Source organism: Streptomyces sp. NPDC024632, from assembly GCF_055559175.1.
Map to the genome: position 1 here is coordinate 144,053 of NZ_JBVHLD010000006.1, position 21,161 is coordinate 165,213.

At 72.0% G+C, this 21,161-nt stretch carries 19 protein-coding genes; 14 read left to right on the forward strand and 5 right to left on the reverse strand.

The window, feature by feature from the left end:
- Positions 1 to 61: 61 nt before the first annotated feature.
- From ACZ37P_RS14450 to ACZ37P_RS14460, 3 genes are all read left to right on the forward strand, one after another.
- Positions 62 to 916: a DUF4097 family beta strand repeat-containing protein gene (locus ACZ37P_RS14450; RefSeq protein ID WP_355340375.1), complete on the forward strand. Its 855-nt coding sequence runs from the start codon at positions 62 to 64 to the stop codon at positions 914 to 916.
- Positions 917 to 1,079: 163 nt separating this feature from the next.
- A complete protein-coding gene (locus tag ACZ37P_RS14455; RefSeq protein ID WP_467346845.1) occupies positions 1,080 to 2,066 on the forward strand; it encodes an ATP-binding cassette domain-containing protein in 987 nt (328 codons plus the stop codon).
- A complete protein-coding gene (locus ACZ37P_RS14460; protein ID WP_355340372.1) occupies positions 2,063 to 2,854 on the forward strand; it encodes an ABC transporter permease in 792 nt (263 codons plus the stop codon). The genes ACZ37P_RS14455 and ACZ37P_RS14460 overlap by 4 nt, the downstream gene beginning before the upstream one ends.
- 102 nt (positions 2,855 to 2,956) lie before the next feature.
- On the opposite strand, the gene ACZ37P_RS14465 is transcribed toward ACZ37P_RS14460, so the two are convergent.
- The 3 genes from ACZ37P_RS14465 to ACZ37P_RS14475 form a co-directional block, all read right to left on the reverse strand.
- Entirely contained in the window at positions 2,957 to 4,021 is a 1,065-nt protein-coding gene (locus tag ACZ37P_RS14465; RefSeq protein WP_355340369.1) for a 2-oxoacid:ferredoxin oxidoreductase subunit beta, read from the reverse strand.
- The gene (locus ACZ37P_RS14470; RefSeq protein WP_391050402.1) at positions 4,014 to 5,969 is read right to left on the reverse strand and encodes a 2-oxoacid:acceptor oxidoreductase subunit alpha; all 1,956 of its coding nucleotides are present in this window, start codon (positions 5,967 to 5,969) and stop codon (positions 4,014 to 4,016) included. Before ACZ37P_RS14470 ends, ACZ37P_RS14465 begins: the two co-directional genes overlap by 8 nt.
- A gap of 206 nt (positions 5,970 to 6,175) precedes the next feature.
- Positions 6,176 to 6,835, reverse strand: a complete 660-nt coding sequence (locus ACZ37P_RS14475) for a response regulator transcription factor (RefSeq protein WP_355340363.1) — start codon at positions 6,833 to 6,835, stop codon at positions 6,176 to 6,178.
- A gap of 159 nt (positions 6,836 to 6,994) precedes the next feature.
- Between ACZ37P_RS14475 and ACZ37P_RS14480 the strand changes: the two genes are divergently transcribed.
- Entirely contained in the window at positions 6,995 to 7,963 is a 969-nt protein-coding gene (locus ACZ37P_RS14480) for a quinone oxidoreductase family protein (RefSeq protein WP_355340360.1), read from the forward strand.
- Between the two features lie 200 nt (positions 7,964 to 8,163).
- On the opposite strand, the gene ACZ37P_RS14485 is transcribed toward ACZ37P_RS14480, so the two are convergent.
- Both ACZ37P_RS14485 and ACZ37P_RS14490 read right to left on the reverse strand, forming a co-directional pair.
- Positions 8,164 to 9,495: a sensor histidine kinase gene (locus ACZ37P_RS14485; protein ID WP_467346656.1), complete on the reverse strand. Its 1,332-nt coding sequence runs from the start codon at positions 9,493 to 9,495 to the stop codon at positions 8,164 to 8,166.
- A gap of 167 nt (positions 9,496 to 9,662) precedes the next feature.
- Complete coding sequence (locus ACZ37P_RS14490; RefSeq protein WP_355340354.1) at positions 9,663 to 10,859, reverse strand: sensor histidine kinase; 1,197 nt, start codon at positions 10,857 to 10,859, stop codon at positions 9,663 to 9,665.
- A 248-nt stretch (positions 10,860 to 11,107) separates the two neighbouring features.
- Here ACZ37P_RS14490 and ACZ37P_RS14495 point away from each other — a divergent pair, with 248 nt between their 5' ends.
- From ACZ37P_RS14495 to ACZ37P_RS14540, 10 genes are read left to right on the forward strand one after another with little or no spacing between them, the layout of a single operon-like run.
- Positions 11,108 to 11,476, forward strand: a complete 369-nt coding sequence (locus ACZ37P_RS14495; RefSeq protein WP_467346659.1) for an NADH-quinone oxidoreductase subunit A — start codon at positions 11,108 to 11,110, stop codon at positions 11,474 to 11,476.
- Positions 11,467 to 12,075, forward strand: a complete 609-nt coding sequence (locus ACZ37P_RS14500) for an NADH-quinone oxidoreductase subunit B (RefSeq protein ID WP_355340351.1) — start codon at positions 11,467 to 11,469, stop codon at positions 12,073 to 12,075. Before ACZ37P_RS14495 ends, ACZ37P_RS14500 begins: the two co-directional genes overlap by 10 nt.
- On the forward strand, positions 12,072 to 13,154 hold the full coding sequence (locus ACZ37P_RS14505; RefSeq protein WP_467346661.1) for an NADH-quinone oxidoreductase subunit C: 1,083 nt from the start codon (positions 12,072 to 12,074) through the stop codon (positions 13,152 to 13,154). Before ACZ37P_RS14500 ends, ACZ37P_RS14505 begins: the two co-directional genes overlap by 4 nt.
- A complete protein-coding gene (locus tag ACZ37P_RS14510; RefSeq protein WP_355340345.1) occupies positions 13,147 to 14,109 on the forward strand; it encodes a complex I subunit 1/NuoH family protein in 963 nt (320 codons plus the stop codon). The genes ACZ37P_RS14505 and ACZ37P_RS14510 overlap by 8 nt, the downstream gene beginning before the upstream one ends.
- Position 14,110: 1 nt before the next feature.
- The gene (locus tag ACZ37P_RS14515) at positions 14,111 to 14,767 is read left to right on the forward strand and encodes a NuoI/complex I 23 kDa subunit family protein (RefSeq protein WP_467346664.1); all 657 of its coding nucleotides are present in this window, start codon (positions 14,111 to 14,113) and stop codon (positions 14,765 to 14,767) included.
- On the forward strand, positions 14,764 to 15,438 hold the full coding sequence (locus tag ACZ37P_RS14520; protein WP_467346665.1) for an NADH-quinone oxidoreductase subunit J family protein: 675 nt from the start codon (positions 14,764 to 14,766) through the stop codon (positions 15,436 to 15,438). Before ACZ37P_RS14515 ends, ACZ37P_RS14520 begins: the two co-directional genes overlap by 4 nt.
- Entirely contained in the window at positions 15,438 to 15,854 is a 417-nt protein-coding gene (gene nuoK, locus ACZ37P_RS14525; protein WP_391050406.1) for an NADH-quinone oxidoreductase subunit NuoK, read from the forward strand. Before ACZ37P_RS14520 ends, nuoK begins: the two co-directional genes overlap by 1 nt.
- Positions 15,851 to 17,845, forward strand: a complete 1,995-nt coding sequence (locus tag ACZ37P_RS14530) for an NADH-quinone oxidoreductase subunit 5 family protein (protein ID WP_355340333.1) — start codon at positions 15,851 to 15,853, stop codon at positions 17,843 to 17,845. Before nuoK ends, ACZ37P_RS14530 begins: the two co-directional genes overlap by 4 nt.
- Positions 17,846 to 17,852: 7 nt before the next feature.
- Positions 17,853 to 19,418: a complex I subunit 4 family protein gene (locus ACZ37P_RS14535; protein ID WP_467346668.1), complete on the forward strand. Its 1,566-nt coding sequence runs from the start codon at positions 17,853 to 17,855 to the stop codon at positions 19,416 to 19,418.
- Positions 19,418 to 21,022, forward strand: a complete 1,605-nt coding sequence (locus ACZ37P_RS14540) for an NADH-quinone oxidoreductase subunit N (protein ID WP_467346669.1) — start codon at positions 19,418 to 19,420, stop codon at positions 21,020 to 21,022. Before ACZ37P_RS14535 ends, ACZ37P_RS14540 begins: the two co-directional genes overlap by 1 nt.
- Positions 21,023 to 21,161 lie beyond the last annotated feature (139 nt).

Below are 21,161 nucleotides of genomic sequence, written 5' to 3' on the forward strand. Positions count from 1 at the left end.
GAGAAGCCCACCGCCTCCCACCTGCGGAGACGTCACAACGACCCAAGAGGACGGGACAACCATGCCTTCTTTCACCCCCTTCGACACCCCGGAACCCATCTCGGTGACGAGCACCGTGGAAGCCGGATCGATCCAGTTCACGGCCGAGGACCGCCTCGACACCCTCGTGGAGGTACGGCCCCGCGACCCGAAGCGGGACCAGGACGTCAAGGCGGCCGAGCAGACCGAAGTGCGCTACTCCGGCGGCCTGTTGACCATCAGGACCCCCAAGGGCCGCCGCCTCATCGGGCCTTCGGGCGCCGTGGACGTGGCGGTCGAACTGCCCACGGGCTCGGCGGTCGAGGTGACCGGCGCGTGGGCGCAGGTGCACGGCGAGGGCAGGCTCGGCGAGGTGCGGGTGAAGGTCTCGGTGGGCGACGTGCGGTTCGACACGACCGGGCCGCTCAATCTGGCCGTGTCGCACGGCAGCGTCACCGTGGACCGGGTCGAGGGCCCGGCCGAGATCGCCACCAGCTCCGGGAGCCTGCGGATCGGCACGGTCGACGGGACCGCCGTGCTGAAGAACTCCAACGGCACCACGACCCTCGCCGCCGTCACCGGCGAACTGCGGGTCAGCGGCACCAACGGCGGCATCGACATCGCCCGCGCCGAGGCGTCGGTCACCGGCACCACGTCCAACGGCCACCTGCGCGTCGCCGAAGTCGTACGCGGCGAGGTCCAGTTGGAGACCTCCAACGGCCCCATCGAGGTCGGCGTCCGCGAGGGCACCGCCGCCTGGCTCGACGTCAGCTCCAGCCACGGGCAGGTGCGCAACAGGCTCCCCGCCTCCGAGGCCCCCGGCCAGAGCGAGGACACCGTCTCGGTCCGCGCCAGGACCAACTGGGGCAACATCGAGATCCTCCGCGCGCGCGGCTGACCCGCCCCCCCCCGCCACGTACGGCCCGACGCACCGGGCCACTTCACCGCGCACCGCCGATCGCCCACCCTTCACCGCGCACCGCGCATCCTTCACCGCGCACCCCCCACCCCGCTCCTCTCACCACGCCCCGAAACGGGAGAGCTCCATGCCTTCTTCTGTCATGCCCATGCCCAGAAATGCCCGGGGTGCCGACCCGCGCCCGCCCGCCGTCTCCACCGCCGACCTGCGCAAGTCCTACGGCGACAAGACCGTCCTCGACGGCATCGACCTGCGCATCCCGGCGGGCACCGTCTTCGCGCTGCTCGGCCCCAACGGCGCGGGCAAGACCACCACCGTGCAGATCCTGTCCACCCTCATCTCCGCCGACGGCGGCCACGCCCAGGTCGCGGGCCACGACGTGGCCGGCTCACCGGACGGCGTCCGCGCCGCGATCGGCGTCACCGGACAGTTCGCCGCGCTCGACAACCTGCTCACCGCCGAGGAGAACCTGCTCCTCATGGCCGACCTGCTGCACCTCGGCAGGGCCGAAGGGCGGGCGCGGGCCCAGGAGTTGCTCTCCCGCTTCGACATCGCCGACGTCGCCAAGCAGCGCGCCGCGCTCTTCTCCGGCGGCATGCGGCGCCGCCTGGACCTGGCCATGACGCTGGTCGGCGACCCGAAGGTGATCTTCCTGGACGAGCCGACGACCGGCCTCGACCCGCGCAGCCGCCGCACGATGTGGGACACCGTGCGGTCACTGGTCGCGAGCGGCGTCACCGTCTTCCTCACCACGCAGTACCTGGAGGAGGCCGACCAGTTGGCCGACCGTGTCGCCGTGCTCGACGGCGGCCGGATCGTCGCCGAGGGCACCGCCGACGAGCTGAAGGCGCGTATCCCCGGCAGCCACGTACGCCTGCGGTTCACCGACCCCGAGCAGTACGAACGGGCCGCCGCCGCCGTCCCCGGCGCGGTCCGCGACGACGGGGAGCTGGCCCTGCGCGTGGCGGGCGACGCCGGACTCGACGCGCTGCGCTCGCTGCTCGACCGGCTCGACGCCGCCGGCGTGCGTACCGCCGACTTCTCCGTGCACACCCCCGACCTGGACGACGTCTTCCTCGCCCTGACCGGCGACGGTTCCGCCCCTCACCCCAAGGAGACCTCGCGATGAGCAGCACCCTCACCTACGCCGTGCGCGACTCGACGACGATGCTGCGGCGCAATCTGAAGCACGCGATCCGCTACCCGGCGGTCGGCTTCGGCACGGCCGCGATGCCCATCCTCATGCTGCTGCTGTTCGTGTACGCCTTCGGCGGGTCGATCGGCGCCGGACTCGGAGCGGGCGGCGGCCGGAGCGTGTACCTGGAGTATCTGACGCCCGGCATCCTGATCATGGCGGTGGCCGCCGGGGCCATGTCCACGTCGATCGCGGTCTGCACCGACATGACCGAGGGCATCATCAACCGCTTCCGCACGATGAACATCTCGCGGGCCTCGTTCATGACCGGCCATGTCGTCGGCAGCGTCATCCAGACCATGACCAGCCTCGTGCTGGTCATGGGCGTGGCGCTCGCGGTCGGCTTCCGGCCCGACGCGAGCCCGCTGGAGTGGCTGGCGGCGGCCGGGCTGCTCGCCGCCGTCGCCTTCGCGGTGACCTGGCTGTCGGCGGCGCTCGGCCTGATCTCCAAGACGGTCGAGTCGGCGAGCAACAAGCCGCTGCTCGTCCAGTTCCTGCCGTTCCTGGGCTCGGCCTTCGTACCGGCCGACTCGATGTCCCCCGGTCTGCGCTGGTTCGCCGAGTACCAGCCGTTCACGCCGATGACCGAGACCCTGCGCGGGCTGCTGACCGGCTCGGCGATCGGCCACGACGCCTGGATCTCGCTCGCCTGGTGCGCCGGTATCGGCCTGGCCGGGTACCTCTGGTCGCGCTCGCTGTTCAACAGCGGGACCACGCGGTGAGCACGGGAGAGACGGACGAGGGCGGGGGGGGGGGGGGGGGGGGGGGGGGGGGGGGGGGGGGCGGCCCCCCCCCCCCCCCCCGCCCTTGTGCGGTCCCGTGCCTCAGCCGACGACGGTCCAGGTGTCCCGCCCGGTCAGCAGCCCGGCGAGGTCGCCCTTGCCCTGCTGCACCACGGCCTTTTCGAGCTGGTCCGACATCTCCGTGTCGTACACCGGGCGCGTCACGTCCCGCAGCACACCGATCGGCGTGTGGTGGAGCGTGTCGGCGTCCGCCAGCCGCGACAGTGCGAAAGCGGTCGTCGGGGACTGGGTGTGCGCGTCGTGGACGAGCACTCCCGCGCTGCCCTCCACGGTCACGTCGATCACCTTCAGGTCACCGGTCGCCGGGTCGCGTACGACGCCCTTCGAACCGAGACCGTCCTCGGCGGGGGCGCCGAAGCGGATCGGCTGCCCCTGCTCCAGCCGGATCACGGCGTCCTGCGCGGTCTCGCGCTCCTTCAGGACGTCGAAGGCGCCGTCGTTGAAGATGTTGCAGTTCTGGTAGATCTCCACCAGCGCCGTGCCCTCGTGCTCGGCCGCCGCCCGCAGCACCGACTGGAGGTGCTTGCGGTCGGAGTCGATCGTGCGGGCCACGAAGGACGCCTCGGCGCCGATCGCCAGCGACACCGGGTTGAAGGGCGCGTCCAGCGAACCCATCGGCGTCGACTTGGTGATCTTGCCGACCTCGGAGGTGGGGCTGTACTGACCCTTGGTGAGCCCGTAGATCCGGTTGTTGAACAGCAGGATCTTCAGGTTCACATTGCGCCGCAGCGCGTGGATCAGGTGATTGCCGCCGATGGAGAGCGCGTCGCCGTCACCGGTGACGACCCACACGCTCAGGTCGCGGCGCGAGGCGGCGAGCCCCGTCGCGATGGCCGGGGCGCGGCCGTGGATGGAGTGCATGCCGTAGGTGTTCATGTAGTACGGGAAGCGGGACGAGCACCCGATCCCGGACACGAACACCACGTTCTCGCGGGCCAGGCCCAGCTCCGGCATGAAGGACTGGACGGCGGCCAGGATCGCGTAGTCCCCGCAGCCCGGGCACCAGCGCACCTCCTGGTCCGACTTGAAGTCCTTCATGGACTGCTTCGCCTCGGCCTTGGGCACCAGCGACAGCGCCTCAATCATTCGCACTCTCCTCCACGAGGGCCTTCGCGAGCTGTTCCGACTTGAACGGCAACCCGGTGACCTGCGTGTACGAACGGGCGTCGACCAGATACTTGGCGCGCAGCAGGTGGGCGAGCTGGCCGAGGTTCATCTCGGGCACCACGACCTTGTCGTACGCCCGCAGGACCTCACCGAGGTTGGCCGGGAAGGGGTTGAGATGGCGCAGATGGGCCTGCGCGATCGTGCCGCCCTCGCGCCGGATGCGGCGCACGGCCGCGGTGATCGGCCCGTACGTCGAACCCCAGCCGATGACCAGGGTCCGCGCGGCGCCCTCCGGGTCGTCCACGATCAGGTCGGGCACCTTGATGCCGTCGACCTTGGCCTGCCGGGTGCGGGTCATGAAGTCGTGGTTGGCCGGGTCGTACGAGATGTTGCCGGTGCCGTCCTGCTTCTCGATGCCGCCGATGCGGTGTTCGAGGCCGGGCGTGCCGGGCACCGCCCACGGGCGGGCCAGCGTCTCCGGGTCGCGCAGATACGGCCAGAAGTCCTCGGTGCCGTCCTCGGCCGTGTGGTTGGGCCCGGTCGCGAATTGCACCCGCAGGTCGGGCAGGTCCTGGACGTCGGGGACCCGCCACGGCTCCGAGCCGTTGGCGAGATAGCCGTCGGAGAGCAGGAAGACCGGGGTGCGGTACGTGACCGCGATCCTGGCCGCCTCCAGCGCCGCGTCGAAGCAGTCCGCCGGGGTGCTGGGCGCCACGATCGGCACCGGCGCCTCGCCGTTGCGCCCGTACATCGCCTGGAGCAGGTCGGACTGCTCGGTCTTGGTGGGCAGCCCGGTCGAGGGGCCGCCGCGCTGGATGTCGATGATCAGCAGCGGCAGCTCCAGGCTGACGGCGAGCCCGATCGTCTCCGACTTCAGCGCCACACCGGGACCCGAGGTGGTGGTGAGGGCCAGCGACCCGCCGAAGGACGCGCCGAGCGCCGCGCCGATCGCGGCGATCTCGTCCTCGGCCTGGAAGGTGCGCACGCCGAAATTCTTGTGCTTGGACAGCTCGTGCAGGATGTCGGAGGCCGGGGTGATCGGGTACGAGCCGAGGAAGAGCGGCAGTTCGCTCTGCCTGCTCGCGGCGATCAGGCCGTACGACAGCGCCAGATTCCCGGAGATGTTGCGGTAGGTGCCCGCGGGGAAGGCGCTGGAGGCGGGCTGCACCTCGTAGTTGACCGCGAAGTCCTCGGTGGTCTCGCCGAAGTTCCAGCCCGCGCGGAAGGCCGTGACATTGGCCTCCGCGATGTCCGGCTTCTTGGCGAACTTCCTGCGGAGGAAGGACTCGGTGCCCTCGGTCGGCCGGTGGTACATCCACGACAGCAGGCCGAGCGCGAACATGTTCTTCGCCCGTTCGGCGTCCTTGCGCGCCAGGCCGCTGTCCTTGAGCGCCTCGACGGTGAGCGTCGTCAGCGGCACCGGGTGGATCGCGTACGCCTCCAGGGACCCGTCGTCCAACGGGTTGGCGGCGTATCCGACCTTCGCCATCGCGCGCTTGGTGAACTCGTCGGTGTTGACGATGATCTCGGCGCCGCGCGGCAGGTCGGCGACGTTCGCCTTCAGCGCGGCCGGGTTCATCGCGACCAGCACGTCGGGCGCGTCGCCGGGCGTGAGGATGTCGTGGTCCGCGAAGTGGAGCTGGAACGACGACACGCCCGGCAGGGTGCCTGCGGGGGCCCGGATCTCGGCCGGGAAGTTCGGCAGCGTCGAGAGATCGTTCCCGAAGGACGCGGTCTCCGAGGTGAAACGGTCCCCGGTGAGCTGCATTCCGTCCCCGGAGTCACCGGCGAACCGGATGATCACCCGGTCGAGGCGTTTCGTCTCTTTCGCCGGTTTGCGCTGTTCGCCCAGGACATCGCCGATCACCGGCGGATGCGCGGGCTGCTCCGTGGGCACGGGGCTGCTGCTGCTGACCTGGCTGGTCACTGAAACGGACCTCCCTAGAGGCGGCGGCTCACCGGTCATCGTACGTCGGTAAGGGTCGCCTTCCCCGTACGTCCCGGAATGTGGATGCGGGAGCGCGGCCCCGACCTGCGGACTGCCGGACATGTGTGTGGCGTGTGCAGGTAACGGCGCGGTGCCCGTGAGGCCCGCGCCGTCAGGCGTCTGCTGTGAGACAGAGTGTCAACAGATCAGGAGTTCAGATAGGTGAGCACCGCCAGGACACGACGGTGATCCCCGTCACTCGGCGCCAGGCCCAGCTTCAGGAAGATGTTGCTGACGTGCTTCTCCACCGCGCCGTCGCTCACCACGAGCTGCTTGGCCACCGCCGAATTCGTCCGGCCCTCCGCCATCAGCCCCAGCACCTCGCGCTCGCGCGGCGTCAGCCCCGCCAGCACGTCCTGCTTGCGGCTGCGGCCCAGGAGCTGTGCGACCACCTCGGGGTCCAGCGCCGTGCCGCCCTCGGCGACCCGCACCACCGCGTCCACGAACTCGCGGACCTCGGCCACCCGGTCCTTGAGCAGATACCCCACCCCGCGGCTGCTGCCCGCCAGCAGCTCGGTCGCGTACTGCTCCTCCACGTACTGCGACAGCACCAGCACGCCCACGCCGGGGTGGTCCCGGCGCAGCTGCACCGCCGCCCGCACCCCCTCGTCGGTGTGCGTCGGCGGCATCCGTACGTCCGCCACCACCACGTCGGGGGCCGCGCCCTCGTCCGCCAGCTCCCGTACGACCTTGATCAGCGCCTCGGCGTCACCGACGCCGGCCACCACATCGTGACCGCGATCGGTCAGCAATCGGGTCAGTCCCTCCCGAAGCAGCACCGAATCCTCGGCGATGACCACCCGCACCCTGTCCTCCACCCGTTCCAGCCCCCCACATCCGACCCTGTCTTCCCCAGCATCCCAGCAACGACGCGCTGATGGGGAATACGGTTCCGGTGGGCAAGGTTGCGCCCGGAAGGTCGGCGGGGGTCGCGCGTCAGCGGCTCACAGGCAAGAGGAGAGCGTGTGCGCGCGGTCGGATTCGACGTCAACGGTGGCCCGGAAGTGCTCCGGCCGGTGGAAATCCCCGTCCCGGAACCGGGCCCCGGGCAGGTGCTGATCCAGGTCGCGTACGCGGGCGTCAACCACGGCGAGGTGCTGCACCGGCTCGGCGACTACGGTCCGCCGGACGGGATCGCCGTGCCCGGCCTGGAGGTCTCCGGCGAGATCGCCGCGCTCGGCGCGGGCGTCACCGGGCTCGCCGTCGGCGACCCCGTCGCCGCCTATCTGCCCGACGGCGGCGGATACGCCGAGTACGCGGTCGCGCCCGCCGACTTCGCCTTCCCGCTCGACGGGATCTCCCTCCGGGACGGGGGCGGGGCGGCGCTCGTCCTCACCACCGCGTACGGGGTGCTCGCCGGGGCCGCGCGGCTCACCGCGGGGGACACCGTCCTCATCCACGCCGCCGCGGGCGGGGTCGGCTCGGTCGCCGCGCAGATCGCCCGCGCGCTGGGGGCCGCCGCCGTGTACGGGACGGTCCGCACGGCCGAGAAGGCCGAGTACGCGAAACGTTTCGGCTACGACGCGGTGCTGCTGCGCGAGACCTTCGCCGAGGAGCTGGCCGCCGCCCGCACCGAGATCGACGTGCTGCTCGACCCCATCGGCGGGGGGACGCGGCTGGCCGGGCTCTCCCTTCTGGCCCCCTTCGGCCGTCTGGTCGCCTACGGCGAGGCCGCCCGGCAGCCCGACCTCACGCTGCCGGTGCTCCCCTTCTCCGAGCGCAACCGCGCTCTCACCGGCTACTCCATCCACGACCTCGCGCTCCGCGCCCCGGCCGTTCTGCGCGGCCACGCCCTCGCCGCCCTGTCCCTCCTGGCCTCCGGAGCCATTCGGCTCGACATCACCGCCGAGTTGTCGCTTGCCGCGGCCTTCCAAGCCCATCAGGCCCTCCAGGCCGGCACCAACCGCGGCAAAGTCCTCCTCACCCTGACCTAGCCGCCCCCTGCCGGGGGGACGCCGATCTCTCAGGGGCGCGGCCCCGGTGGGGCAGACGCGGTTGTTTTCGGGCTGAAGGCCCGGTGGGGGCGGGCGGCGCAGTTCCCCGCGCCCCTAAAAAGATCGGCGCACCGCCTCTTGGAGGGGCGAGCCGTTTTGGGCGGGGCGCGGGGAGGGGTAAGGGGACCGGCCCGGAGGGGTTAGACGCGCCAGGGGAGTTCGGTGGTGATGTGGGTGGGGCCACCGGGCGGCGAGGCCACGGCGAGGACACCGTCGACGGAGTCGAGCCGCTCGGCGAGCCCGGCGAGCCCGGACCCACCGGACACGGCGGCGCCCCCGCGCCCGTTGTCGGACACCTGCATCATGAGCCGGTCACCGACCCGCCACACCTCCACGGTCGCGCGCGAAGCGCCACTGTGCTTGCTGACGTTCTGCAGCAGCTCGGACACCGTGAAGTAGGCGATGCCCTCAATGGCCGGCACCGGCCGCGCCGGCAAATCGACGGTCACGGCGACCGGCACGGTGCAGCGCGACGCGACCGACGACAGGGCCGCGTCCAGGCCGCGGTCGGTGAGGATCGCCGGGTGGATGCCGCGCGCCAGATCCCGCAGCTCCTGAAGGGCCACCTTCACCTCGCCGTGCGCCTCCTCGACCATCACGGCCCCGGCCGACGGATCTTCGAGCAGCTTCTCCTTGGCCAGGCCGAGGTCCATCGCCAGCGCCACCAGCCGCGCCTGCGCCCCGTCGTGCAGGTCGCGCTCGATGCGCCGCAGGTCCGCCGCCGCCGTGTCGACCACGACCCCGCGGTCCGACTCCAGCTCGGTGACCCGCTCCGCCAGCCGCGAAGGCCCGAGCAGACCGCTCACCAGAATCCGGTCCACGTGCGCCATGCCCCGGTAGACCCACGGGCTGCTCAGTACGAGCGCGCCGCCGACCACGACGCACAGCAGCATGTCGGCCGGGGTGTGCAGCCACCAGCCGTGCCCGTGCCCGTCGCCGTACATCTGGAGGCCGTCCTGCCCGAAGTAGACCGGGAAGACCCAGCGCCACAGCGGATACGTCAACAGGCCCCAGCCGTACGTGAAGAAGCTGATGGCGACGGAGAAGGTGAAGATCCCCCACGGGAAGTGGACCAGGGTGTAGGCGGCGTGCCGCCAGTTGACGCCGCTGCCGAGCTGCGCACCGAGCCGGGACAGGAAACCGCCGTTCCTGCCGCGCACCGGCCGCGGGTCCTCCACGTCCAGCCAGAGCAGCGACCGCGCGCGGGCCCGCTCCACGGCGCCGATCGCGCGGCAGCCGCCGAGCGCGAGCACGAGCACCGGCAGCCCGATGAAGGTGACCAGCAGCCCGGCGCCGAGCGAGAACATCGTCACGGTCCAGACGAAGCCGACGATGCACATCGGCAGATTGATCAGCAGGTAGGCGAACTCGCGCCAGGCGCGTGCCTCGACCGGCGCGCGCAGCGCCGTCGGCAGGCGGTGCTCGCGCTCGCGCTCGTGCGCGCGCTCGGCGGGCGGGAAGCCGTAAGCCATGGTCGGTCCGTCCTCTCTGCTTTTCTCTGTGACTCCATGCTGGCCGGTGCGTGCACCCATCCCCATGGTGCGGATCGGCGTCTTGGGGGTGGGGCTAGCCCTACCGCCCCGGCTTCCGCGCTCAGCGCCCCGCTCGGTGCTTGACTCCGCTCAGCGCCTGGCTCCGCTCAGCGCCTGGCCCCGGCCTTGCGGAACTCCCGGTCGCGCCACGGCAGTTCGGCCGTGACCACGGTCGGCCCCGCCTCCGGTGAGCTGACCACGAAGAGCCCGTCCACCGACCGCAGCCGTTCGCCGAGCCCGGCCAGACCCGTACCGCCCGACACGTCCGCGCCGCCGCGCCCGTCGTCCCGTACCTGCACCATCAGCCGGTCGTCGGCGCGCCACACATCCACCGAGGCGTGCCGTGCCCTGCTGTGCTTGCTGACGTTCTGCAACAGCTCGGAGACCGTGAAGTACGCGATCCCCTCGATCGCCTCCGCGGGCCGCGCGGGCAGGTCCACGGTCACCGCGACCGGCACCGTGCAGCGCGACGCGACCGACGACAGGGCCGCGTCCAGGCCGCGGTCGGTGAGGATCGCCGGATGGATGCCGCGCGCCAGATCCCGCAGCTCCTGAAGGGCCACCTTCACCTCGCCGTGCGCCTCGCCCACCATCTTGGCCGCCGCCTCCGGGTCCTCCAGCAGCTTCTCCTTGGCCAGGCCGAGGTCCATCGCCAGCGCCACCAGCCGCGCCTGCGCGCCGTCGTGCAGGTCGCGCTCGATGCGCCGCAGGTCCGCCGCCGCCGTGTCGACCACGACCCCGCGGTCCGACTCCAGCTCCTCGATCCGCCGCTCCAGCTCGTCCGACGGCTGGAGCAGCCCGCGGACCATCGCCCGGTCGACCATCGTCAGCCCGCGCGCCAGGAACGGCAGCACCGGCCACAGCACGAACAGCGAGACCAGCGTCAAGGTGAAGGTGAGGATGCCCCACGGCAGCCGGATGCCGTAATAGAGGGCGTGCCGCCACGCCACCGGGTCCTTCAGCGACGCCCACAGCCACGGCAGGAAACCGAAGGTGCCCCGCTTCAGCGGGCGCGGCTCGTCGATGTGCACGCCCAGCAGGTCGCGCGCCCGGCTCCGCTCCACCCGCCCCAGCAGCCGGCACCCGGCGAGTCCGTACGCCAGCAGGGGCAACCCGATCACCGTCACCGACAGGCCGAGGCCCACCGTCACGACCGTCACGACGTAGACGAAGCCGATGATCGACACCGGCAGATTCAGCAGCAGATACCCGATCTCCCGCCACGTCACGCGGTCGTACGCGAAGCGCACGGGTGGCAGCGGGGCGGGGGCGGCGGGCTGACGGGACGCGGGCGAGGTGTTCATGAGTCCAGCCTGCCGGGGAAGCGGCGGGGCGCGCCATGGGGTGCGTAGGTCAGGCGGCGGTGGGGTTATCCCCCGGTACGGGCGAGGGCGTCCGACGGGGCCGCCGCCGATGCGCGCACCGGTGCCCGCACGGGGGGCGTGCGCCTGTGAGGCCAGGGCCTAGACTCCCTCCCGTATAGATCGTCTAAAGAGATCCACAAGGATCGCTGGACACCACCGGTCAACGAGTGAACGAGGGGCGGACGGACGTGGACTACTTCCACGGCTACTCGGTCGTCGGCCTGGTCGCGGTCGTCGGTGTGCTCTTCGTGACCGTCGCCTTCGCGTCCGGCCGCCTGCTGCGGCCCGTCGTGCCGACGCGCGAGAAGATGCTCACGTACGAGTGCGGGGTCGACCCGGTCGGCGAGGGCTGGGCGCACACCCAGGTCAAGTACTACGTGTACTCCTTCCTCTACGTCATCTTCGCGGTCGACGCGATCTTCCTGTTCCCGTGGGCCACGGTCTTCGCCGCGCCCGGCTTCGGCGCGACGACGCTGGTGGAGATGTTCGTCTTCATCGGCTTCCTCGCGATCGGGCTGCTCTACGCATGGAAGAAGGGCGTCCTCGAATGGACGTGAACCCGCAGGCGATTCCCGAGGCCCCTGCGCAGGACCTTCCCGAGCCGCGCCGTCTCGGCGTGCTGTCCCGGCTGGCGCCGGAGCCGATGAAGGTGGTGCTCAACTGGGGCCGCCGCTACAGCCTGTGGGTCTTCAACTTCGGCCTCGCCTGCTGCGCCATCGAGTTCATCGCCGCGTCGATGTCCCGGCACGACTTCATCCGGCTGGGCGTCATCCCCTTCGCGCCGGGACCGCGCCAGGCCGACCTCATGGTCGTCTCCGGCACCGTCACCGACAAGATGGCGCCCGCCGTCAAGCGCCTGTACGAGCAGATGCCCGAGCCGAAGTACGTCATCTCCTTCGGCGCGTGCTCCAACTGCGGCGGCCCCTACTGGGACTCGTACTCCGTCACCAAGGGTGTCGACCAGATCATCCCCGTCGACGTCTACGTGCCCGGCTGCCCGCCGCGCCCCGAAGCGCTCCTCCAGGGCATCCTCAAGCTCCAGGAGAAGATCGCGCGCGAGTCGCTGGCGGAGCGGTACGGCTCCGCCGCGGGCCCGCGCCCGTCCGTCGCCGCCTTGACGAGCGGCCTCGTCACTCCGCCGGAGGGGCCGAGGTGACCGGTTGGCTGCCGCGGGAGGCCGCGGAGATCTTCGGCGAGGGCGCCGTCGCGCAGGAGGCGTACGACCTCCTGACCGTCGATGTGCCGGCCGGTGAGTGGGTCGCCTCGCTCACGGCCGCGCGGGACGCCCTCGGCTGCACGTACTTCGACTGGCTGAGCGCCGTCGACGAGCCCGGCACCGGCTTCCGGGTCTGCGCGCACGTCGTCGCGCTGGACGGCGGCGTCCGGCGGCTGCTGCTGCGGACGACCGTGCCGCACGACGCGCCCGTCCTCGCCACCGCCACCGGCGTCTACGCGGGTGCGGCGTGGCACGAACGCGAGACCCACGAGATGTTCGGCGTCGACTTCACCGGGCACCCGGGCCTCGCGCCCCTCCTGCTCCCCGACGAGTTCGAGGGGCACCCTCTCCGCAAGGACTTCGTCCTCGCCGCCCGCGTCGCCAAGGCGTGGCCCGGTGCCAAGGAGCCCGGCGAGTCCCACGACGGCGGCCCCAAGCGCCGCCAGATGCAGCCCCCCGGCGTCCCCGACCCCAACGACTGGGGCCCCCAAAAAGGCCAACTCCCCCCACCCCCCGCCCGCCCCGCCCGCGGCCCCCGCCCAACGGCCCCCCCGGCCGACCGCCCGGCGCGTACAACCCCGTCGGCCGACCGCCCGGCCCGCCGCACCCGCAGCGTGACCGAAGGCTCCACCAGCCAAACCCCTGCCGGTAGCCCCGCCAACCAACCCCCTGCCGGGGCCCCCTCCGGCGACACCCCCGCGCCCCCACGCAAGCGCGTCCCCGACGCCCCATGGGAACAACCCCCAGCCGCCACCCCCGCGGGGCGCGGCGACGCTGCGCCGACCAAGAAGCCCACCGCAAGCGAACCGCCCGCCCCAGGCGGCACCCCTGCTGCGGTCAGCGAGCCCGCCGCTGGCGGCAGTTCCGCCAGTGGCGGCGAGCCCGCGCCGTCCGACGAGCCCGCCGCAGGCGAGAGGCCCACCGCAGGTGGCACTCCCGGCCGGGGTGGTGGGTCCGCGTCGTCTGATGAGCGCGCCGCAGGCGAAGACGGTGGGCGGGGAGGTGAGGGACGTGGGTGACGTAGTGGACGTCGGGCTGCGGCTTGTGGGTGTGCTCGTTGTGTTCCTGGTGTTTCCGCTGGTGGTGGGGCAGGCGGAGCACAAGGTGATGGCGCATATGCAGGGCCGATTGGGGCCGATGTATGCGGGCGGGTTCCACGGGTGGGCCCAACTGGTGGCGGACGGAGTCAAGTTCGCGCAGAAGGAAGACGTGGTTCCGGCCGACGCGGACCGGCGGATCTTCCAACTCGCCCCCGCCGTCGCGCTCCTGCCCTACCTCGTCGTGCTGATCGCGATCCCGGTGGGACCGCACGGCTTCGTCGGCCAGGCGCTGGACGCGGGCCTGATCTTCGTCCTGGCCATGATGGGTATCGGCGTGCTCGGCTCGCTGATGGCGGGCTGGGCGTCGGCGAACAAGTTCTCCCTGCTCGGCGGCCTGCGCACGGCGGCGCAACTGATGGCGTACGAGCTGCCGATGCTGCTCACCGCCGCGTCGGTCGCGATGGCGGCGGGCACGCTGTCACTGCCGGGCATCGTGGGGGAGTACCACTGGTGGTGGACCCCCTGGCAGCTCATCGGCGGCCTCGTGTTCTTCACGGCGGGCCTCGCCGAGCTGCAACGGCCCCCGTTCGACATGCCGGTGGCCGACTCCGAGATCATCTTCGGCGCGTACACCGAATACACCGGCCTGCGCTTCGCCCTGTTCCTGCTCGCCGAGTACGCGGGCATCGTCGTGCTGTGCGCCCTGACCACGGTGCTGTTCCTCGGCGGCTGGCACGGCCCCTGGTCCGGCAGCGTCGGCTGGCTGTGGACGCTGGTCAAGACCGGCCTGCTGGCCTTCGTCGTGATCTGGCTACGGGTCAGCTACCCGCGCCTTCGCGAGGACCAGCTCCAGAAACTCGCCTGGACCGTACTCATCCCGCTCGCCCTCGCCCAGATCGCCCTGACCGGCGTCGTCAAGGTGGTGATCTCCTAGCATGGCCATCCCCGGAACCGGCCTCGCCAAGGGCCTGGCCGTCACCCTGCGGACGATGACGAAGCGTTCCGTCACCGACCAGTACCCGGACGCGCTGCCCGCACTCCCGCCGCGCTCGCGCGGTGTGATCGCGCTGTTCGAGGAGAACTGCACGGTCTGCATGCTGTGCGCCCGCGAGTGCCCCGACTGGTGCATCTACATCGACTCCCACAAGGAGACGACACCGGCCGCCGCCCCCGGCGGGCGCGAGCGCAGCCGCAATGTGCTGGACCGCTTCGCCATCGACTTCTCGCTGTGCATGTACTGCGGCATCTGCATCGAGGTGTGCCCCTTCGACGCGCTGTTCTGGTCGCCGGAGTTCGAGTACGCCGAGACCGACATCCTCGAACTCACCCACGAGCGCGACAAGCTGCGCGACTGGATGTGGACGGTGCCCGCGCCTCCCGCGCTCGACCCGGCCGCCGAGGAACCCAAGGAGATCGCCGCCGCCCGCAAGGCCGCCGACAAGCTCATCGCGGCCCAGGCCCAGGCGGAAGCCCAGGCCCGGGCGGAGGCGCAGGCCCAAACAGAGGCCCGGCCGCAGGCCCCGACGGCGACCGACCCGGGGACCGACCCGGCGACCGAAGGACCCTCCGCGCCGGGGGAGGGCGACTCGTGATCGTCCACGAAACCATCCACAGCCAGGGCGGCTTCCTCTCGCCCACCGGCGTCGAGATCGCCTTCCTCCTCATCGGCCTCGTCACCCTCGGCGCGGCCGTCCTGACCGTCACCACCCGGCAGCTCGTGCACGCGGCCCTGTGGCTGGTCGTCGCCCTCGGCGGCCTCGCCGTCGAATACCTGCTGCTCACGGCCGAGTTCATCGCCTGGGTGCAGGTGCTGATCTACGTCGGCTCCGTCGTCGTCCTCCTGCTGTTCGGACTGATGCTGACCAGAGCGCCCATCGGCCGTTCGCCGGACGCCGACTCCGAGAACCGCTGGGTCGCCCTCGGGGTCGCCGTCGCCGCCGCGGTCACCCTGGTGTGGGTGGTCGTGGACGCCTTCCGCTCCACCTGGATCGACCTGCACGGCGTGGTCCAGGGCTCCTCGCACGCCACCGGGCAGACCCTGTTCCGCTTCTGGGTGCTGCCCTTCGAGGCGCTGTCGGTGCTGCTGCTCGCCGCCCTCGTCGGCGCGATCGTCCTCTCCCGCCGCGAGACCGCCGAGGACCGCGCGGGCACCGGGACCGCGAAGGACACCGGGACCGCTAAGGGCGCCGGGACCGGCACGGGCGGCCGCACCCCCACCGGCACCCCCACCGGCACCCCCACCGGCCAGGGCAAGGAGAACTGATGCACCTCGTCTACCCGGCCGTCCTCGCCGCCCTCCTCTTCTGCGTCGGTGTCTACGGCGTCCTCGCCCGCCGCAACGCGATCCTCGTCCTGATGTCCGTCGAGCTGATGCTCAACGCCGTCAATCTCAACCTGGTCGCCTTCGACGTGTGGCTGCGCGACACCCTCCACTCCGGCCAGGCCCTCACCCTGTTCACCATCACGATCGCCGCCGCCGAGATCGGTCTCGGCCTGGCGATCGTGCTGCTCGTGTACCGCAACCGCGGCAGCTCCGACATCGACCGGCTCACCGACCTCGCCGAGCCGCCCGAGCACGCGTCAGCCGAGCACGCATCAGCCGAGCACGCGTCGTCCGAGCACACCGCGTCCGACCCGGACGGCACGGCCGCCGACAAGAAGGCCGAGGCCGCCGCGTGACCCTGACCGCCCTTGCCGCGCTCGTCCCCCTCCTGCCCTTCCTCGGCGCGGTCACCGGACTCCTGCTCGGCCGGCGCGCACCCGGCTTCGTACGCCCGCTGGCCGTACTGCCCACCGCCACCGCCTTCGTGCTGGCCGCGGTCGTCGCCGCCCGCCAGGGCACCGGCGCGCCGACCGACGCCGTCCACAAGCTCACCGACACCGGCTCCGCGCCCGTCTACCTCGCCCTGCACCTGGACGGCTTCGCGGTCCTGATCGCCGTCCTCGTCGGCCTCGTCGCCACCTGCGTCCAGCTCTACTCCACCGCCTATCTGCGCGACGACCCGCGCTATCCCTCGTACGCCGCCCTCGTCTCGCTGTTCACCGCCGCGATGTTCCTGGTCGTCTACTCGGGCGACCTGATGGTGCTGCTGGTCGGCTGGGAGATCATGGGCATCTGCTCGTACTTCCTGGTCGGGCACTACTGGGAGACCGAGGCCGCCAGGACGGCGTCGATCAAGGCGTTCCTGGTCACCAAGCTCGGCGACGTCCCCTTCCTCATCGGGGTGTTCGCGCTCGCCGCCGACGCCGGGACCTTCCGGATCAGCGGCATCCTCGCCGCCGCGGCGGACGGCCGGCTCCACCACCCCACGGTGATCGCGCTGCTGCTGCTCGCCGGGGTCGCGGGCAAGTCCGCGCAGTTCCCGCTGCACACCTGGCTGCCCGACGCGATGGCCGGTCCCACCCCGGTCTCCGCGCTGATCCACGCCGCCACCATGGTCGCCGCCGGCATCTATCTGGTGGCCAGGCTGCTGCCGGTGTTCACCGCCTCCGCCGCCGCGCTGGCCGTCCTCGCCGTGATGGCCGCCGTCACCATGATCGGCTCGGGCCTGGCCGCCCTCGCCCAGGACGACATCAAACGCGTGCTGGCTTACTCCACCATCGGCCAGCTCGGCTACATGGCGGGCGCCCTGGCCGTCGCCGACCGCGACGCCGCCGTCTTCCACCTCCTGTCGCACGGCGCCTTCAAGGCGCTGCTCTTCCTCGGCGCGGGCGTCGTCATCCACGCGGCGGGCACCAACTCGCTCACCGCGATGTCCCGCATGGGCTCGCTCGCCAAGCGCGTCCCCGACGCCATGTGGACGATGGGCATCGCCCTCGCCGCCCTCGCGGCCCTCCCTCCGCTGTCCGGCTTCTTCTCCAAGGAGTCCGTGCTGCGCGCCGCCGAGCACGCCTCGGCCGGGCACACCGCGCACGTCCCCTCGGCCGTCGGCTGGACCGTCTTCGTCGCGGGCCTGACCGCCGCCGTCCTGACCGCCGGATACGCCACCCGGCTGTTCCTGCTGGCTTTCCGCGGCAGCGGCCCCGAGGCCCCCGACCACGGCAGGCAGCCGGTCGTGATGACCTCCGTGCTGTGGGTGCTGGCCGTCCCCACCATCGCCTTCGGCGGCCTCGCCTACCGCGAGCTGCCCGACTGGTTCGGCGGCGCCCCGCTCGGCCCCACCCTGATCACCTCCGTCCTCGGCACCGGCCTGGCCCTGGTCGGCGTCCTGATCACCTACGGCGCCTGGAAGGCGGCCACCGCCACCCGGCTCGCCGTCCCCGTCGGAGCCGTCGTCACCGCCGACGGCGACCCCGGCGCGGAACCCGCCCTCGTCGAGGCCGAGGCCACCGCCACCCACGAGGCGATCTACGGCGACATCGCGTCCGCCGACGACCCGGGCGACCCCGGCCGTCTGCTGCTGGGCAGGCTGCACCGCCACGCGGCCCACGGCTTCCACCTCGACGCCCTCTACACCGCGCTGTTCGTCCGCCCGGTGCTGGCCGCCGCGCAACTCGTCCGCTTCCTGGACCGCGAGGTCATCGAGACCTACGTCCGCGGCGCGGGCGGCACCCCCCGGCTGCTCGGCGCGGCCGTCCGCAAGGCCCAGACCGGAAACGTCCAGACCTACCTCAGCGCGCTGCTGGCCGGTGCGGTCGTCCTCGCCGTCCTCGTCGCCGTCGGAGGCTGAGCCCGAAGTGAACGACACCGCCCTCCAGTACGTCCTCGCGGCACTCCTCGTGCTGCCGCTGCTCGGCGCGGTCGGCGCCCTGCTCCCGCCGCCGCCCGGCCTGAAGGGCCGTGACCCCGGCCAGGCCGTCCTGCGGCACGGCGTCACCGTCACCGGCGCCGTACTCGTCCTGGCGATCGTCCTCGCGGCCGGCTTCGACCACGACCACCCCGCCAGGACCCAGGCCACCACCGACCTCAACTGGATCCCCGCGCTCAAGATCCATCTCCACCTCGGCGTCGACGGCATCTCGCTCCCCCTCCTCGTCCTGACCGCGCTGCTGACCTTCCTCTGCGCGCTCTACAGCTACTTCAAAATGCCCGCGGGCCCCGGCCCCAAGGCGTTCGTCGCCCTGCTGCTGCTCCTGGAAGCGGGCACGCTGGCGACCTTCGCCGTGCTCGACCTGATGCTGTTCTTCCTCGCCTTCGAGACGGTCCTCATCCCGATGTACTTCCTCATCGCCCGCTGGGGCGGCGGGGACCGCGAGCGGTCCGCACTGCGCTTCATCGTCTACACCCTCCTCGGCTCCGTGATCATGCTGCTCGGCCTGCTCCTCATCGGCGTGAAGGCGGGCACATTCGACATGGTGGCACTCGCCACTGACAACGGGTCATCACTCAGTCACTCCACGCAACTGATCGCGGTCCTCGCGATCGGCCTCGGCCTGGCCGTGAAGGCCCCGATGTGGCCGCTGCACAGCTGGCTGCCCGCCGCCCACACCGCCGCCCCCACCGTCGGATCGGTGCTGCTCGCGGGCGTGCTGCTGAAGATGGGCACCTACGGCCTGGTCCGGATCGTCCTGCCGATGGCCCCCGACGGCATCCACACCTTCGCGCCCTACCTGGCCGCCTTCGCCGTCGTCGGCATCGTCTACGGCTCGCTCGCCTGCCTCGCGCTGGCCCGCCGGGGCAACGGCGGCGACCTCAAACGGCTGATCGCGTACTCCTCCGTCGGCCACATGGGCTTCGTCCTGCTCGGCATCGCCTCCCTGACCCCCACCGGCGTCAACGGCGCGCTCTTCGCCAACATCGCCCACGGCCTCATCACCGGCCTGCTGTTCTTCCTGGTCGGCGCCCTGAAGGACCGATACGGCTCCAGCGACCTCGACACCCTCGCCGGGGCCACGGGAGCCGCGCTCTACGGCAAGGCGCCGCGCCTGGGCGGCCTGGTCGCCTTCGCCGCCGTCGCCTCCCTCGGACTGCCGGGCCTGGCCGGATTCTGGGGCGAGATGCTGTCGATGTTCGGCGCCTTCAAACCCGCCGCGGGCCTCAGCCGCCCCGCGTATCTGACCTTCACCGCCGTCGCCGCCTTCGGCACCCTGCTCACCGCCGCGTACCTGCTGGTCGTGGTCCGCCGGGTCTGCATGGGCGACCGCGAGACCGTCGACGCGCAGCCCGCGCTCGCCGACGTCCAGGCGTACGAATTCGCCGCCTGGACGCCGCTCGCCGCGCTCACCGTCCTGGCCGGACTGTGGCCCGCCGTCCTGCTCGGCCTCACCGATCCGGCCGTGCACACCCTCCTCGGAGGCAACTGATGCCGTCCCTCGTGCAGTCCGTCGACTGGACGGCGCTCGCCCCCGCCGCCATCCCGGCGGTCCTCGCCCTCGTCGTCCTGGTCGCCGACCTCTTCCTGCCCAAGGCCCGCAAGGAACTGCTGGCCTGGACCACCGTCGCGGGACTCGTCCTGGCCGCACTGGCCCTGATCCCGCTGCGTGCGGGCCGCCACGCCACCTTCTGCGTGACGGTCGTGCACCCCGGCACCGCCGCCGACCTCCCCGCGGGCGGCGGCGGGTGCTCGTACGCGGCCGACCACTTCACCCTGGTCATCCAGGCCCTGGTGCTCGGCGGCGCGCTGCTCACGGCCCTGCTCTCGGTCAACACCCAGGACGACCTCCCGGCGGGCGAGTACTGGTTCCTGCTGCTCGCCTCCGTCTCCGGCGCCGCGCTGCTGCCCGCCTCCCGCGACCTGGCGACCCTGATCGTCGCCCTCGAGGTCGCCACCCTGCCCGCCTTCGCACTGGTCGGCCTGCGGCGCGGCGACAAGCTGTCCAGCGAGGCCGCGCTCAAGTTCTTCCTGTCATCGGTGACCGCGACCGCCGTCTCGCTGCTCGGCATCAGCTTCGTCTACGCGGCCACCGGCACCATGCACCTGGCCGCCGTCGCCGACGGCCTCACGCACGCGCCCGCGCAACTCGTCACCGTGGCGAAGGTCGGCGCGGCCCTCACTCTGGTGGGGTTCGCCTTCAAACTCGCCGCGGCCCCCTTCCACTTCTGGGTGCCCGACACCTACGCGGGCGCGCCGCTGCCGGTCGCCGCGTATCTGTCGGTGGTCGGCAAGGCCGCCGGTTTCTCCGGTCTGATCCTGGTGTCGGTCATCGCCTTCAAGCCCTACCACGACGTGTGGGGCCCGGCCTTCGGCGTACTGGCCGCGCTCACCATGACCGTCGGCAACGTCGGCGCGCTCCGGCAGCGGCCCGGCGTGCCGCGCGGCGCCGTACGCCTGCTGGCCTGGTCGTCCATCGGCCAGGCGGGTTATCTGCTGGTGCCGCTGGCCGCCGCGTCCTCCGCCGCCGACCCGGCGCACGAGATCGGCACCACCGTCGCGTACGCCCTGATGTACGCGGTGGTGAACCTCGGGGCCTTCGCCGTGGCCGCCCTCGTCTCGCGCACCGCCCCGCAGGGCCGGCTCAGCGACTACCGGGGCCTGTACGCGACCCGCCCGCTGGCCGCCCTCGCGCTCGGCTTCTTCCTGCTGTGCCTGGCCGGACTGCCGCCGGGCGTCATCGGCCTGTTCGCCAAGGTCGCCGTCTTCTCCTCCGCCGTCGGCACGCAGCACGGCTGGCTCGCGGTGATCATGGCCGTCAACGTCGTCATCGCGCTCGTGTACTACCTGCGCTGGACGGCGCTGCTCTTCACCCGCCCCGAGGGCGCTCCCGAGCAATCCCCGAGCGCGATCACGACCGGCGGCACGACCGGCGGCGCGAGCGGCATCACGACCGGCGGCGCGCTCGCGGCCGTACCCGGCACCCGTACGCCCGTCGGCCTCGTCGCCGCCATCACGCTGACCGCGCTGGCCGGGGTCGCACTGTCCGGCGCGCCGCAGCTCGTCCTGCGGTACGCGCAGGGCTCGCTGTTCTGACCGGGCCCTCCCTCCGCCCCTCTGACCAGCACGTCCGTCCCCGGCCCCGACCGGCCGGGGGCCGTATCCGTACGCCCCGCGCCGGTAGCGCTGCGTGCGCATAAGGGAACTAGCGGCGCTCGGGTGGCGTTGTTGTGGG